Source organism: Clostridium porci (assembly GCF_009696375.1).
In the GTDB taxonomy this organism is placed as follows: Bacteria; Bacillota; Clostridia; order Lachnospirales; family Lachnospiraceae; genus Enterocloster; species Enterocloster porci.
This window is the reverse complement of record NZ_VUMD01000008.1, coordinates 158,361-171,953: the sequence shown is the minus strand read 5'-3', so window position 1 is coordinate 171,953 and position 13,593 is coordinate 158,361. Positions and strand designations below refer to the sequence as shown.

The 13,593-nt window shown below is 47.9% G+C and carries 14 protein-coding genes and 1 tRNA gene; 8 read left to right on the top strand and 7 right to left on the bottom strand.

The annotated features are described in order from the left end of the window. The 7 genes from FYJ39_RS10970 to trmB form a co-directional block, all read right to left on the bottom strand. Positions 1 to 954, bottom strand: a complete 954-nt coding sequence (locus FYJ39_RS10970) for an ABC transporter permease (protein ID WP_154472500.1) — start codon at positions 952 to 954, stop codon at positions 1 to 3. Beyond that, positions 951 to 2,069, bottom strand: a complete 1,119-nt coding sequence (locus FYJ39_RS10965; protein ID WP_154472499.1) for an ABC transporter permease — start codon at positions 2,067 to 2,069, stop codon at positions 951 to 953. Before FYJ39_RS10965 ends, FYJ39_RS10970 begins: the two co-directional genes overlap by 4 nt. Further along, a complete protein-coding gene (locus FYJ39_RS10960; protein ID WP_154472498.1) occupies positions 2,059 to 3,591 on the bottom strand; it encodes an ABC transporter ATP-binding protein in 1,533 nt (510 codons plus the stop codon). The genes FYJ39_RS10965 and FYJ39_RS10960 overlap by 11 nt, the downstream gene beginning before the upstream one ends. Before the next feature lie 18 nt (positions 3,592 to 3,609). Beyond that, positions 3,610 to 4,026 (bottom strand): cytidine deaminase, encoded by a 417-nt coding sequence (gene cdd, locus FYJ39_RS10955; protein ID WP_154472497.1) that lies wholly within the window; start codon positions 4,024 to 4,026, stop codon positions 3,610 to 3,612. A gap of 492 nt (positions 4,027 to 4,518) precedes the next feature. Further along, positions 4,519 to 4,591 (bottom strand) — tRNA-Lys (locus tag FYJ39_RS10950). A 109-nt stretch (positions 4,592 to 4,700) separates the two neighbouring features. Further along, positions 4,701 to 4,850 carry a hypothetical protein gene (locus FYJ39_RS20495; protein WP_178258444.1) on the bottom strand — a complete coding sequence of 50 codons (150 nt, stop codon included), beginning with the start codon at positions 4,848 to 4,850 and terminating at the stop codon, positions 4,701 to 4,703. 107 nt (positions 4,851 to 4,957) lie between these two features. Then, the gene (gene trmB, locus FYJ39_RS10945) at positions 4,958 to 5,605 is read right to left on the bottom strand and encodes a tRNA (guanosine(46)-N7)-methyltransferase TrmB (protein ID WP_154472496.1); all 648 of its coding nucleotides are present in this window, start codon (positions 5,603 to 5,605) and stop codon (positions 4,958 to 4,960) included. Positions 5,606 to 5,870: 265 nt separating this feature from the next. Between trmB and FYJ39_RS10940 the strand changes: the two genes are divergently transcribed. The 8 genes from FYJ39_RS10940 to FYJ39_RS10905 all read left to right on the top strand — a co-directional run bounded on the left by FYJ39_RS10940 (position 5,871) and on the right by FYJ39_RS10905 (position 13,590). Beyond that, positions 5,871 to 6,914, top strand: coding sequence for an SH3 domain-containing protein (locus FYJ39_RS10940; RefSeq protein WP_154472495.1), 1,044 nt, complete (start codon positions 5,871 to 5,873; stop codon positions 6,912 to 6,914). Between the two features lie 173 nt (positions 6,915 to 7,087). Then, positions 7,088 to 7,399: an ATPase gene (locus FYJ39_RS10935; protein WP_178258442.1), complete on the top strand. Its 312-nt coding sequence runs from the start codon at positions 7,088 to 7,090 to the stop codon at positions 7,397 to 7,399. Between the two features lie 4 nt (positions 7,400 to 7,403). After that, on the top strand, positions 7,404 to 8,447 hold the full coding sequence (locus FYJ39_RS10930; protein ID WP_154472494.1) for a V0D/AC39 family V-type ATPase subunit: 1,044 nt from the start codon (positions 7,404 to 7,406) through the stop codon (positions 8,445 to 8,447). Beyond that, the gene (locus tag FYJ39_RS10925) at positions 8,440 to 10,380 is read left to right on the top strand and encodes a V-type ATP synthase subunit I (RefSeq protein ID WP_328597544.1); all 1,941 of its coding nucleotides are present in this window, start codon (positions 8,440 to 8,442) and stop codon (positions 10,378 to 10,380) included. Before FYJ39_RS10930 ends, FYJ39_RS10925 begins: the two co-directional genes overlap by 8 nt. Positions 10,381 to 10,424: 44 nt before the next feature. Next, positions 10,425 to 10,859 carry an ATP synthase subunit C gene (locus FYJ39_RS10920; RefSeq protein ID WP_154472493.1) on the top strand — a complete coding sequence of 145 codons (435 nt, stop codon included), beginning with the start codon at positions 10,425 to 10,427 and terminating at the stop codon, positions 10,857 to 10,859. Positions 10,860 to 10,863: 4 nt separating this feature from the next. Continuing rightward, on the top strand, positions 10,864 to 11,172 hold the full coding sequence (locus FYJ39_RS10915; RefSeq protein WP_154472492.1) for a V-type ATP synthase subunit F: 309 nt from the start codon (positions 10,864 to 10,866) through the stop codon (positions 11,170 to 11,172). Between the two features lie 68 nt (positions 11,173 to 11,240). Then, the gene (locus FYJ39_RS10910; RefSeq protein WP_154472491.1) at positions 11,241 to 11,822 is read left to right on the top strand and encodes a V-type ATP synthase subunit E; all 582 of its coding nucleotides are present in this window, start codon (positions 11,241 to 11,243) and stop codon (positions 11,820 to 11,822) included. A 1-nt stretch (position 11,823) separates the two neighbouring features. Continuing rightward, entirely contained in the window at positions 11,824 to 13,590 is a 1,767-nt protein-coding gene (locus tag FYJ39_RS10905) for a V-type ATP synthase subunit A (protein ID WP_178258440.1), read from the top strand. Positions 13,591 to 13,593 lie beyond the last annotated feature (3 nt).

Here is a 13,593-nt window from a genome sequence, read left to right as displayed (position 1 = left end):
TTATCTGCTTCCCTTATCATAAGGGATTCCTTCTGCTCTTGGCGCCTGAGAATGTTTAGATGCGAATGCAAGCACAATCAGGGTTGCGATATAAGGAATCATTTTATAAACTTCATTGGGGATTGGCAGGCTCTTTAATACGGGGATTGCGGAATATGCGCTTGCCAGCGTTTTCATGATTCCAAAAAAGAAGGCAGCCATAAAAATCTTGTTGCTTCTCCACTGTCCGAATATCAGAACCGCAATAGCCAGAAATCCGTAACCTGCCACACTTGCGTTAAAGTTCGTTGAGGTAGGAACCACGAATACCAGCCCTCCGATTCCTGCCAGGATGCCTGAGATGATAACGCCGGCATAGCGGATTCGATATACATTAACACCTACAGAGTCTGCCGCGCCCGGATGCTCACCGCAGGCCCGCAGCCTGAGACCGAACTTTGTCCGCTTGATAACAAAGGCGGCTACTGCGAAAATCAGAAGCCCAATATAGGTTGTAATATAGCTTTTCTGAAAGAATAGGGGTCCTATTACAGGAATATCTCCCAGCAGAGGAACCTTATTAAGCTGAAAGGTATCTGTAAACTGTATCTGCTGGATGCCCTGAATCATTCTGGCCGCGAAGATTGCAAATGCCGGCGCGAACAGGTTAAGGGCAGTGCCGCTGATTGTCTGATCGGCCTTCATGTTAATGGACGCGAAGGCATGGAGCAGGGAGAAGATTCCTCCGGTTACGCCTGCGATTAAAACCGCAAGCAACAACAGATCCTGACCACTCATTACGCTTTGGCACTGATTGATAAATAAAATCCCGGCAAAGGCTCCCATTACCATGATGCCCTCTAGAGCAATGTTGATAATACCGCTTCGCTCTGCGTACATTCCTCCAATGGCTACGATAAGAAGCGGGATTGCAAAATACATGGTTTGCTGCATAATAAAATAAACGATATTCATTCGTTCCCCTCCTTATTGACAGCGCCTGGTTTTATAGCTGCCCTCTCCTGAAGCCTGTGTATAAAATGTTTAAACAGTAAGGACAAGGCTCCGCAGTATATAATGACCGCAATAATCATATCAATGATTTCCGGCGCAAAGTTAAATAGCTGCATATTGCTTCCGCCAACGGTAATATAGCCTATAAATAATCCGGCAAACAGGATTCCGATGGGATTGGAAAGTCCTAAAAGAGCAACGGAAATTCCTGAAAAGCCTTCCGGGGAAAGTATATCCAGAACCTGAAGATACTTTCCTGAGTTTGCCAGATACAAAAGAGCGCCTCCAAGTCCCGCCAGCAGGCCTGCGATTGCCATAGAAAGCACAATGTTTCGTTTGGCATTGATGCCTGCATATTTACTCGCGTTGGGGTTCTGCCCACAGGCCTTTAATTCATAGCCAAAGGTTGTTTTATTTAAAATAATATAAATGATAATGACGGCCAGAATAACAATCAGGATTCCAATGTTAATGCTGCTTTGAGGAAAGATCCTATCCAGCCCCGCCTTGGGGAGGTTGGCCCCGGCAGCTACTGCCTGGGACTGGTTTTTGATTGGGTTGTAAACCGTTTTTTGAATCAGCATGTTCACAAGATACATTCCGATATAGTTCATCATAATCGAAGCGATTACTTCATTCACATTCATAAATGCCTTCAAAATACCCGGCACAAGCCCCCACAGCGCTCCCGCGGCCATTGCTGCCAGCAGCGCCACCATCCAGTGGATGCCTTCCGGCAGAAAGGTGAACTTTACTCCTACGAACACAGCGGCAAAGGCCCCTGCTGTAAATTGCCCTGAGGCGCCAATATTAAACAGGCCGGTTTTAAAGGCAAAGCCTACAGACAGACCGGTCATGATAATCGGCGTTGCTATGTAAAGCATCTGTCCGATTCCCTGAATCCCATCTGTAAAGCAGCCCTGAAGTATCATCATGAATCCTCCCATGGCCTGACTTGGGTTGCTGACCAGCAAAATGATCCATCCAAAAACCAGCCCGCATATGATAGCGAGAATGGAGGAACTAAAGTTTAACATTCCTTCTCCCTGAAAAATGCTGTATTTTTTACGCTTCATTGGGCACACTCCTTTTTGCTCCTGCCATGTACAATCCAAGCTCCTCTACCGTTACTTCCTTGGGATTTACATCCGCAACGATTTCGCCTTCGTACATAACGATAATCCTGTCACTTACATTCATAACCTCGTCCAGCTCCAAGGATACCAAAAGCACTGCCTTTCCGGCATCTCTCTGCGCAATCAGCTGCCTGTGGATGTATTCGATTGCACCCACATCCAGACCGCGGACGGGCTGTACGGCAATTACGATCTCTGGATTGCGATCCAGCTCTCTGGCTATGATTGCTTTTTGCTGATTTCCTCCTGACATTCCTCTGACGATGCTTTTTTCTTCCTGGCTGGATCGGATATCGAACCGTTGAATCAGCCCCTTCGCGTAGGCTCTTATAGCGTCAAATTTCAGAAAACCATGTCTTTGGAACCGGTCTGTATAATAGCTTTGTAAAATAAGATTCTCCTGAAGGGTATAATCCAAAACCAGCCCGTCCTTATGCCTGTCCTCAGGAATGTGGGCCATGCCGTCCAGGCATCTCTGGCGAATGCTCTCTTTCGTAATGTCCTTTCCATTCAAAAAGATAGTTCCCCCGTCAATGGGCGTCATGCCTGTTATTCCATATACAAGCTCCGACTGGCCATTGCCGTCGATTCCGGCTACTGTAAGGATTTCCCCTGCGCGAACCTGAAAGGAGACGTTTTTTACAGCCTCCTTCCCTCCGTGCTTTGCCTTGATGGTCATGCCCTGAACCTCCAGAACAGGTTTCCCTGGCCGAAGGTCTTTTTTGTCAATGATAAAGTTAACCTTTCTTCCAACCATCATCTCGGACATGGCCTCTTTGGAGGTTTCAGAAACCTCTACGGTTCCTATGAATTTCCCCTTTCTGAGTACGCTGCAGCGGTTGGCGGCTTCCTTGATTTCATTCAGCTTGTGTGTTATAAAAATGATGGATTTCCCTTCTGCTACAAGCTGTTTCATAACCTTTATCAGCTCTGTGATTTCCTGGGGAGTAAGTACGGCGGTAGGCTCGTCGAAAATGAGGATGTCATTATCGCAGTAAAGCATTTTTAATATTTCTACCTTTTGCTGCATTCCGACTGTAATATCCGAAATATAAGCGTCCGGATTAATTTTAAATTTGTATCGCTGGCTTAGCTCCATCACCCTTTTTTTGGCGTCCTCCATCTGAAGAACGCAGCCCCTTGTGGTCTCTCTGCCCAATACAATGCTTTCCAGTACGGTAAAGTTGTGTACCAGCTTGAAATGCTGATGCACCATTCCGATTCCAAGTGCATTGGCGTCATTGGGGTTGTTGATTTTAACCTCCCTGCCATTGATTTTGATCTGTCCCTCCTCCGGCTGATACAGGCCGAACAGAACACTCATGAGGGTGGATTTGCCGGCTCCGTTTTCTCCCAGCAGCGCGTGGATTTCGCCCTTTTTAACCTTCAACGTCACATTGTCGTTGGCTTTAAAGCTGCCAAACCGTTTTGTGATATTGTTCATCTCAATTACATAGTCCATGCTGTGCCTCCTTTCCTTTCAGTTATCTAAATTTGCTGGTCCGAAACCACAGGGCAGCAGTTCCTTCAGAGTAAAGATCTTGCATGCTTCAGGGCCGTCTGACAGAATGATCCGGAAGGTATCGGGATTACAAAATTCCATCATTACCTGCCTGCACACGCCGCAGGGCGCACATAAGACGTCTCCGGAATCCCCGGCTTTTCCTCCCACAATGGCAATTTTTTCAAATTCCCTTTCGCCCTCAGACACAGCCTTAAAAAATGCGGTTCTTTCTGCGCAGTTGGTAGGCGTATAAGCCGCGTTTTCAATATTACACCCATGGTAAACGGTCCCGCTTTTTCCAAGTAAAGCTGCTCCTACCTGAAATTCGGAGTAGGGGGTGTATGCCTTCAGCCTTGCCTTTTTGGCCTCCTGGAGCAATTCGTTATCATTCATAGAAATATCCTCTCCCTTTCTCTGTCTTTTAAAGCTGTCTGCCCTTCTTCGTTATTTTGGAGCCTCTGGGCATGTCCCATTCCCTGGCTTGCGAAAAATATCGTAAATTCTTACTATTTATATATATTATAAATGGTTATAAATAAATTATAAACGGAATAGGGCAGGCAAAAAAGGACTTGTGTCCTTTTTGTTCAAACCCGTATCCGATTTGTTGAAAATTGTTATTTTGTTGTGGTATTTTTGTGCGCATTGCATAGTTCATCTGGGGGACATGGGGATTTCTTCCGCAGAGAAGTTCTTTGTTTGCAGGCATCAGCCAAAAGGCGGCACCCTGCAGGTTTGCGGATGGTATAAAGCCTTGGGGAGATAATAAGGAAGGAGGCCGTAGTTTAAAGCTCAGTTTGGACCGAAGGGCTACGAGGGAACAGAAACAAAAGCAAAAAGTCCGACCCCGCAGCTTCCAATATCTGCAAAATCAGACCTTTTTCCTGCGCCTTCAGGGACTCGAACCCTGGACAAATAGATTAAGAGTCTACTGCTCTACCAACTGAGCTAAAGGCGCATAGCTTATTGTACATGAAACCTTACCGGTGACACGAACGCCATTATATCGCCTTAGAGCAAAAAAGTCAACACCTTTCGGGAAAAAATTCACAGAAAGCGTTATCCTGTTATTTTTTGTCCTTTTTCTTAACGCCGGAGCCTAAAAGCTTATTCACTTCCTGAAAGGAATGGCTGAGGCGGAGGGCTTTCTTGTTTAAATCTGTCTTGTCGCTGGTGGCCTGAAGCAGCTTTCGGGTAATAGCGGGAGGGAGCGCCATAGGTCCGTCTCCTTACTAACGATATTCTTACTATTAAAATATGAGCCCTCCCGGAAGATGGTGACAAAAGCCAGGCCTGTTTTGCCTGAGCGGCATCAGATGGATGCTTAAATTTTAGGTTTCCGTCTGGCAATGAGTTTGCAAATAGGCTTACCCTCGGAGGCAAATTTTAACTCATATTCCGTCATTACATTTCCCTGGATCATGGGGCTGCTGTGCAGATCAAAGGTGTGCTCGCAAATCTCCCAGCCGGTAGTGGGGATAGCCTCCAGGGAATATTCAAACAATCCCCGGTTGTCGGTTTTGAATTCCACTGTGCCTTGAGGCGCAAGTATCTTGTCATAGACAGCCATAAAGGCCGGCGAGGTAAGCCTGCGCTTGGCATGGCGATCCTTGGGCCAGGGGTCGGAAAAATTCAGATAGATGCGGCTCACCTCACCGGGAGCGAATATATTCGTCAGATCTCTGGCATCAATACACATAAAATAAATGTTGGAAAGCTCCAGCCCCTCCCTTTTTTGAAGTCCCCGTAAAAGCACGCTGGAATAGCGTTCGATGCCGATATAATTGGTATTTGGATGTAAGGAGGCCAATTCCATAATAAAGCGGCCCTTTCCCATGCCAACTTCTAGTTCCAGGGGATTGCTGTTGCCAAATACGTCAGCCCAGCTTCCGCGCTTTCTCTCAGGCTCATGGATGACAAAAGGGCTGGAGGCAATGACAGACTCGGCCCCCTTAATATGGCGTAATCGCATGTAGTTTCCTTCCTTTCCCCCGGCGCTTTTCCTGTCCTTTCAGGTCTGTCAGGATAAGAGACGCTGTTTGCATTACAGGCAGCTTGCGGGACTGATTTTGCAAGCAGTTGCGGTCATTATTTTATCATTTGAACCGGCCTATTGCAAGAAAATTTACTTTTTTCTTATTTTTCTGATTTTTTATAAAAAATAGTGCAAAATTGGAAAAAATCGATTATACTATACATAATAGGCGGAGATCTGCACATACTAAGGAGGAAAGCTTATGTCGAATTTTGAGCGGACGACCAGCTGGCAGCAGATTCAGCAAGGAGTCAAGGAAATAGAAGGGCTGCTGGGGCGAAATGAGTACAACCTTGTAATGGTGAAGGCAAGGCAGGTTTTAGAATGTATGGTCCGGTGCATGGCCGAAAGGGCGTGCCTGGTGGAGGGGGATCTGGCGGATACCATTGATCAGCTGTTTGAGAGCCGGTTAATCAGCAGAACCATGAAGGACAATTATCATACCATTCGAATACTGGGTAATAAAGCAGTTCATGAAGGGGACAATACGCCCTACGACGCGGATAAGGCTTATAAGCTGCTGACCCAGGAGGTCTATGGGTTTGCCAATGAGCTGCGGGGAAGGAGCTCGTCCGGGAACCAAATGGTGAGACCCGGACAAGGCCAGCGCTCATTTACCTCGTCCCGTGACAGGATGGTTGGACGTTCTGCCTCAGGGCAGCGCTCCGGACAAAGAGGCTTAAGTTCTACAGGAAACAGGCAGGGCAGCGCCCGGCAGGGGACGAGAAATGCCTATCAGGGCGCTGCCAGGCAAGGAACAGGCAGGAGAAAAAAGCGTAGAAGAGTGCCTCCCCTGTTTTATTTGCTGAGATTGCTGATTCCGGTTTTAGTGGTGATTCTCCTGGTTTTGATCATAAAATTTTTTATACCGGGCAAGGATAAAAAGCCTGATGTGACCACTACTGCTCCCACAGTGACCACAGCGGCCTTAGCTCCGCCTCCCACTGCACCCAATGAACCGCCTGCGCAGCCGGAAACAGAGCCGGCGGCAGCTGTTTATAAGATAAAGGGCAACGGGGTTAATGTACGCTCCGCTCCTTCTACCGACGCTGGCAGTACGGTTCTTGTACAGCTTGCCAATGGCACGGAGGTAGAATATGTGAAGCGTTATAACGACGACTGGGCGGTTATTAACTATGATGGTAAGGAGGCTTACGTTTCCAATCAGTATTTGGAGCGGACGGAGCTGGCAGCAGAAACCCAGAGCCTGCGGGAGGGGGAGGAAACAGTACAGCAGCAGGAATAGAAATAGATAGGATAAAAAGATGACAAAGGGGAAGAACAGAACTATATTCTTCCCCTTTACTTCGTCTCTGTGCAAAGAAAATGTTAAAAAAAAAGATTAATTTTGAAAATTCTATGGATTTTTAGAAAAAAAGTAGTATCATGAAGGAATGAATAGGAAAGGGGGACTGCCGTGTGGATATAGTAATTGACAAATTATCAGAGATTGAAGAAGCTGCCGATGCCATCATGGACGAGGCGGGAGTCCGCAAGAAGGCATTTGCCGTGGAGATGGAAAAACGGACGGCTTCCTTTGACGCTGAATTGGAAAAGGAGACAGCAGAAGAAATAGCCCGGATTCAGAAGGAAAAGGAAGCGGATATGAACGTCCTCCTGGCTAAGCAGACGGCTGAATACAAGGCGCTTTTGGAGGAGCTGGATGAAAATTACAATCAGTGCCATGAGAGCTATGTAAAGGCGCTGTTTCAGCAGATGATAAAGGAGTGATCGTATGGCCGGCCTGATTACTTACAGCGGCATTGCCACAAAGGTAAAGGCGATGGAGCGCTGGCATCTGAGAGAACGGCAGTTTGAGGAAATGTCGTCTCTGGAGACTGTGCCTGAGGCGGTTCAATATCTGAGAAGGTTTTTGCCATACCAGAAGATATTCGAGGGTGCAGAGGATAGGGAGCTTCACAGAGGGCTGATTGAACAGCGTCTGAACTGGTCTTTGTACCAGGATTTTGCCAAGCTTTACAAGTTTGCCAATATAAAGCAGAGACATTTTCTGGATTTGTATTTTATGAACTATGAAATCAGTATCTTAAAGACTTGTCTGAGGAATGTGGTTGGCAGAAGAGATCAGCGTCAGGATTTGTCTCTTTTTGAGGACTTTTTCAAGCGCCATTCGAGACTGGATCTGATGGCACTGTCACAGTCTGGATCTATGGAGGAATTGATTGCCGGTCTTAAAGGCTCTCCTTACTATGGGACTTTAAACGCCATGCTTCAGAAGGGGAATATAACTTTGCCCGCCTGCGAGACGGCTCTGGACATGCTGTATTTTAGAGCTATGTGGAGAATGAAGGATAAATACCTTCCGAAAAAGGAGCGGGAAATCCTGACCCAGTGTTTTGGAGCCAGAATGGATATGCTGAATCTTCAGTGGCTCTGCCGGGCGAAGAAGTATTACGCCCTGCCAGCCGGAGAGATCTATGCCTGCCTGATTCCTGTTCAGCTTCATCTGACCAGAAAGGAAATCAGCCAGATGGCGGAGGCCGAGGGCCTGCCCCAGCTTTACAGCCTCATAGGACAATGCTGGTACGGACGTCTGGGGAAGCTTCCTTTGGATGACGAGCCGGATATGGATCGCCTTACCAGGGAAATCGTTGATAAGGTGTATGAGATGACCAGCAGAAAAGACCCGTATTCCATTGCCATATTAAATTCCTATCTCTATCTCAAGGAAAGAGAAATCAGGCGTATCGTCAATACCATTGAGAAGATACGCTACGGAGTGGGAGCAAATGACGAGAGGGGGTTAAAACGTGATTGAAAAGATGAGGTTCCTAAACATTACAGGGCCGAAAGGAGATATTGACCGGGTGGTGGACACCTATCTGTCAAGGTATGAGATTCACCTGGAGAATGCCCTGTCGGAGCTTAAGACAGTAAAGGACTTAAGGCCTTATATAGAGGTAAATCCTTACAAAGAAGAGCTTGCCAGGGCAGGAGTCCTCATGGAGAGATATGGAAACCTGCTGCCGGAGCATTGCGGCGGGAGTATTTCCCTGGAGAAAGCGGTGGAGGTAATCCGGGAGCTGGATGGGAGACTCAAGGAGCTTACAGCCCGTAGGGATGAGCTGGCGGATCAAAGGAATGAGCTACAGGAATCCAGGGATAGGGTCGCTCCTTTTATTGGGCTGAATTACAATGTAAAGGACATCCTGAAGTTTCAATTCATTAAGTTCCGGTTCGGCCGTATTTCCAGGGAATATTATGAAAAATTTTCAGCCTTCGTCTATGACACCATTGATGCGGTGATGTTTAAATGTGAGGAAGAAACGGATTATGTGTGGGTCGTTTACTTTGTGCCTCAAAAGCTGGCGGATAAGATTGACGCTATCTATGCGTCTATGCATTTTGAGCGGTGCTACCTGCCGGACGAATATGAGGGAACTCCTGTGGAGGCAGGCCATGTGCTGGACAGCCGGATACGGGAGCGGCAAAGTCAGATTGACCAGATCGAGCGGGAGATACAGGAATATGTAAGCAGCAGGAAGGAGGAACTGACCGCTGCCTGGAACCGGATTTCCTCTTTTTCCACCAACTATGATGTGAGAAAGCTTGCAGCTCTTACAAAGCATGATAATCACAATTTCTATATTCTCTGCGGCTGGATGACGGAAGGGGATGCCAAAAGCCTGCAGAAGGAGGTGGAAAATGACGAGGATACCTTCTGTATCATTGAGGATGATCATGATAATATTATGAGCAGTCCTCCTACCAAGATGAAGAATCCGGGGCTGTTTAAGCCTTTTGAAATGTTTGTGGAGATGTATGGCCTGCCTTCCTATACAGAGCTGGATCCCACCATTATCATTGCGGTAACTTATTCAGTTCTCTTTGGATTTATGTTCGGTGATGCGGGACAGGGGCTGTGCCTTTTGATCGGCGGATACCTTTTGTACCGGTTTAAGAAGCTTCGTCTGGCAGGAATCATATCCTGCTGTGGTGTGTTCTCCGTCATCTTCGGCCTGCTGTTCGGCAGCGTTTTCGGATTTGAGGATTTATTGGAGCCTGTGTGGCTGAGGCCCCAGCAGGCTATGACGGATCTGCCCTTTATCGGGAGACTGAACACGGTGTTTGTAGTGGCTATTGCCATTGGTATGGGAATTATTCTCATGTGCATGGTGTTCAATATTATCAACAGCCTCCGTTCCCATGATGTGGAGAGAACTTATTTTGATACCAACGGCGTGGCGGGATTGGTGTTCTACTTTGCGCTGGCTTCTGTGGTTGTGCTGTTTATGACAGGCAAGCCCCTTCCGGCTGCTTTCATCCTGGTGGTAATGTTTGTGATTCCGCTGCTTATTATATTTTTTAAGGAGCCGCTGACTGCATTTGTAGAAAAGAAGTCGGAAGGAATCGAGGGCGGTGTGGGCATGTTCATTACCCAGGGGATTTTTGAGCTGTTTGAGGTGCTTTTAAGCTATTTTTCAAATACTCTGTCATTTGTCCGGGTGGGCGCTTTTGCGGTGAGCCATGCGGCTATGATGCAGGTAGTGCTGATGCTTGCAGGGGCAGAGGCAGGCGGTTCGGTAAACTGGGGAATCGTAATTGGAGGAAACCTGTTTGTCTGCGGCATGGAGGGGCTGATTGTAGGCATCCAGGTGCTTCGTCTGGAATACTATGAGCTGTTCAGCCGGTTTTACCGGGGAAGCGGACGTGCCTTTGAGCCATATGGAAAAGCGGTGCAGCAGCGGTAGACAAAGACCGGTAAAAAATAGGATATGAAAAGGAGATATGAGAGATGAGTTTATTGGTAAAGATGACACTTACGGCAGCGCTGGTTTTAAGCGTAGCAGTTCCCTTCGGGGCCTTTGCGGCGGGAGAGAGGACGAAGGGAAGGTATAAGACGGCTCTGGCTGTGAATTTGCTTATGTTTTTTGGAACATTGGCCTTTGCGGCTGTGCTTATGTTTTCCGGGAATGCCATGGCGGCTGAGGGAGCGGCAGCAGCTGGAAAGGCTTCTGCCGCTGGGATGGGATATCTGTCTGCCGCTTTGTCCACAGGGCTTTCCTGCTTGGGAGGCGGTATCGCTGTGTCTGCGGCAGCTTCTGCTGCCCTGGGAGCAATCAGCGAGGACAGCTCCATACTTGGTAAATCCTTAATCTTCGTAGGTCTTGCCGAAGGTGTGTGTCTCTATGGCCTGATTATTTCTTTTATGATTCTGGGTCAGCTGTAAGACTATGAAGATGTATCTCATAAGTGACAATATTGACACTCTGACTGGCATGAGGCTGGCCGGGGTGGAGGGCATGGTGGTTCATGAGAGGCAGGAGCTAAAAGAGGCTCTTGATAAGGTTCTGGCTGATAAATCCATCGGCATTATATTGCTGACTGAGAAGTTCGGCAGGGAGTTTCCGGAGATAATTGATAATGTGAAGCTGGAGAGAAAGCTTCCTCTGATTGTGGAGATTCCCGACCGCCATGGGACCGGCCGCAAGGCGGACTTTATCACCTCTTATGTAAATGAGGCCATAGGGCTTAAGCTGTAAATGTTCCTTTCCGGAGGGGGGCAGAGGGGCCTAAGCGTCATTATTTAAATAGAAAGCAGGTGAGGGGCTTGACAACAGAGGAGAAGCTAAAGCATTTTCAGGAAATTTGTATGACGGATGCCAGAGAGCGCAGCGGGAAGATGCTGGATGATTATATGAGCGCCCTGGAGACTACCTATGAGGAGCATGTTGCCGACGGGAAGCGCCGGGCCAGGATGCAGGTGGAGGCTGAGACGGAAAAGCTGGAGCGGGAGATCAATAAGCGGCTTTCCATCGGACAGCTGGATTTGAAGCGTGAGCTGAGCCGCAGGCAGGAGGAGCTTAAGGATAAGCTTTTCGTGGAGCTGAGGGACAGGCTGGCTAACTTTATGGAAACCCAGGAGTATCAGCAGCTTTTGGAGCGGCAGGTGAAGGCTGCCAAGGAGTTTGCGGGAGATGAGGAAGTGGTGATTTACATGGATCCGTCTGATGCGGACAAGGTACAGCGGATAGCCCTTCATCATAATGCTATGATCAAAATAAGTGAGTATTCCTTTTCAGGCGGTACCAGAGCGGTTCTGCCTAATAAGCACATACTCATTGATAACTCATTTGAGACTAAGCTTCGTGAGGCCCGCCATGAGTTTAAATTTGAATTAGGAGGTAAGTAAAGTGGCTAAGACGGGTGTGATATACGGTATCAATGGTCCTGTCGTTTCCCTCCAGGGAGATCCTGGGTTTCAGATGAACGAGATGGTTTATGTGGGCAGGGAAAATCTGGTGGGGGAGGTCATTGGACTTACTTCGGAAAAGACGACCATTCAGGTTTACGAGGAAACCAGCGGCCTTAAGCCGGGGGAAATAGTGATAGGCACAGGCTCTCCCGTATCTGTAACCCTGGCTCCGGGAATATTGAACAATATATTTGACGGCATTCAGCGGCCCTTAACGGAGATTGCAAAGGGCAGCGGCTATTATATAAGCAGAGGTATATCGGTAAACAGTCTGGATACGGATAAGAAATGGGATACACATTTGACGGTGAAAAAGGGCGAGAGGCTCATGCCGGGCGCTATCATCGCGGAAGTTCAGGAGACCAGAGCCATCGTTCATAAAGTGATGGCTCCTCCTGATACTGAGGGCTATGTGCTGGATGTGGTTTCGGATGGACTGTATACCATTGAGGAGCCGCTTTTAACCCTGCAGCTGATGGATGGAACCGAGAGAAAGCTGACGATGACTCAGAAGTGGCCCATCCGTATTCCAAGGCCTGCAGCCAAACGGTTTCCTGCTGTGAAGCCGCTGATTACAGGACAGCGTATTCTGGATACCATGTTCCCTCTGGCTAAGGGAGGGACGGCTGCCATTCCGGGCGGCTTTGGTACAGGAAAGACCATGACCCAGCATCAGGTGGCGAAGTGGGCGGATGCGGATGTAATTATCTATATTGGCTGTGGCGAGCGGGGGAATGAGATGACCCAGGTTTTGGAAGAGTTTTCAAAGCTGATAGATCCTAAAAGCGGCAATCCTCTTATGGACAGGACAACCTTAATAGCCAATACCTCTAATATGCCTGTGGCTGCCCGTGAGGCCAGCCTCTACTCAGGGCTTACACTGGCTGAGTATTACAGGGATATGGGATATCATGTGGCTATTATGGCCGATTCTACCTCCCGGTGGGCAGAGGCGCTGCGTGAGCTGTCAGGACGTCTGGAGGAGATGCCTGCTGAGGAGGGCTTTCCCGCATATCTGGCATCCAGATTGTCGGCCTTCTATGAGCGGGCGGGCATGATGCAGAATCTGAATGGAACGGAAGGCTCTGTGACAATTATCGGAGCGGTGTCTCCTCAGGGAGGTGATTTCTCCGAGCCGGTGACTCAGAATACTAAGCGCTTTGTGCGCTGCTTCTGGGGATTGGATAAATCTCTATCCTATGCGAGGCATTTTCCTGCCATCCACTGGCTTACCAGCTATTCAGAGTATATAAACGATCTGGCCCCCTGGTATATGGATCATGTAGATAAAAAATTTGTGCATAACAGAAACCGCCTGATGGCAATTCTGAACCAAGAGAGCAGCCTGATGGAGATTGTAAAGCTGATTGGGGCGGATGTTCTTCCGGACGACCAGAAGCTGGTGCTGGAAATAGCCAAGGTAATCCGTGTAGGCTTTCTGCAGCAGAATGCATTTCATAAGGACGATACCTGTGTGCCGCTGGAGAAGCAATTTAAAATGATGGAGGTAATTCTGTACCTTTATAAGAGATCCAGAACCTTGATTTCTATGGGTATGCCTATGTCTGTCCTTAAGGAGGAGGATATTTTTGATAAAATTATTTCCATCAAATATGATGTGCCGAATGACAAGCCGCAGATGTTTCAGGAATATATGAAGCTGATCGATGAATTCTACAATCGTGTAATGGAGCGGAATGCATAGAGG

Excerpts from the sequence above, each read along its gene's own strand:
- FYJ39_RS10960 (WP_154472498.1), bottom strand. The coding sequence starts at position 3,591 with ATGGACTATGTAATTGAGATGAACAATATCACAAAACGGTTTGGCAGC.
- FYJ39_RS10920 (WP_154472493.1), top strand. The coding sequence starts at position 10,425 with ATGAGTTTATTGGTAAAGATGACACTTACGGCAGCGCTGGTTTTAAGC.
- FYJ39_RS20495 (WP_178258444.1), bottom strand. The coding sequence starts at position 4,850 with ATGGCGCTCCCTCCCGCTATTACCCGAAAGCTGCTTCAGGCCACCAGC.
- FYJ39_RS10930 (WP_154472494.1), top strand. The coding sequence starts at position 7,404 with ATGGCCGGCCTGATTACTTACAGCGGCATTGCCACAAAGGTAAAGGCG.
- FYJ39_RS10965 (WP_154472499.1), bottom strand. The coding sequence starts at position 2,069 with ATGAAGCGTAAAAAATACAGCATTTTTCAGGGAGAAGGAATGTTAAAC.
- FYJ39_RS10915 (WP_154472492.1), top strand. The coding sequence starts at position 10,864 with ATGAAGATGTATCTCATAAGTGACAATATTGACACTCTGACTGGCATG.
- trmB (WP_154472496.1), bottom strand. The coding sequence starts at position 5,605 with ATGCGATTACGCCATATTAAGGGGGCCGAGTCTGTCATTGCCTCCAGC.
- FYJ39_RS10940 (WP_154472495.1), top strand. The coding sequence starts at position 5,871 with ATGTCGAATTTTGAGCGGACGACCAGCTGGCAGCAGATTCAGCAAGGA.
- FYJ39_RS10970 (WP_154472500.1), bottom strand. The coding sequence starts at position 954 with ATGAATATCGTTTATTTTATTATGCAGCAAACCATGTATTTTGCAATC.
- cdd (WP_154472497.1), bottom strand. The coding sequence starts at position 4,026 with ATGAATGATAACGAATTGCTCCAGGAGGCCAAAAAGGCAAGGCTGAAG.